The sequence below is a fragment of the Halovulum sp. GXIMD14793 genome, from assembly GCF_054457435.1.
The window spans coordinates 1-565 of record NZ_JBTLNE010000138.1; the positions used below are offsets into that span (position 1 = coordinate 1).

1 protein-coding gene is annotated in these 565 nt (G+C 52.4%); it reads right to left on the reverse strand.

Going from position 1 to position 565, the window contains the following annotated elements:
- Positions 1–73: 73 nt before the first annotated feature.
- The coding region (locus ACW9UQ_RS18725; RefSeq protein ID WP_458932493.1) for a transposase at positions 74–565 on the reverse strand (492 nt) is incomplete at its 5' end.

Consider the following 565-nt stretch of genomic DNA (forward strand, 5'->3'; position numbering starts at 1 on the left):
TGTCCGTCGTCATATAAAATGGAACATCAGCGCGGTTTGAGCAATGGAGTCTCTGGCTCATTTGTTTGATTGATTATGCGGCTTGTTTTTGATGTTGCAAGCGGCGGTGTTTGATTGTCTGTCTCTTGATCCTTTTCCTTTCTCTGAGAATGGCTTTGTCGCGGCCGAAGTAGACATCGGCAGGTGTCACGTTGTTCAGGCTCTCGTGGTAACGCTGGTTGTTGTAATAATCGACGCATGCCTCGATCTGGCGTTCGAGATCGCCGGGAAGGTAGTAATTTTCCAGCAGCACGCGGTTCTTCATGGTTTGATGCCAGCGTTCGATTTTGTCTTGGGTTTGGGGATGAAACGGGGCGCCACGGACATGATCCATATTTTGCCCTTCCAGCCATTCGGCCAAATCACCCGAGATGTAACAAGATCCGTTGTCGCTCAGCAGGCGAGGCATGTGCCGAACGACGGCTTGATCGCATCCGGACGCCGCCAGAGCCAGCTCAATTGTGTCAGTCACGTCCTCGGCCCGCATGTTCGTGCAGAGCTTCCAGGCGATGATATAGCGGCTGTA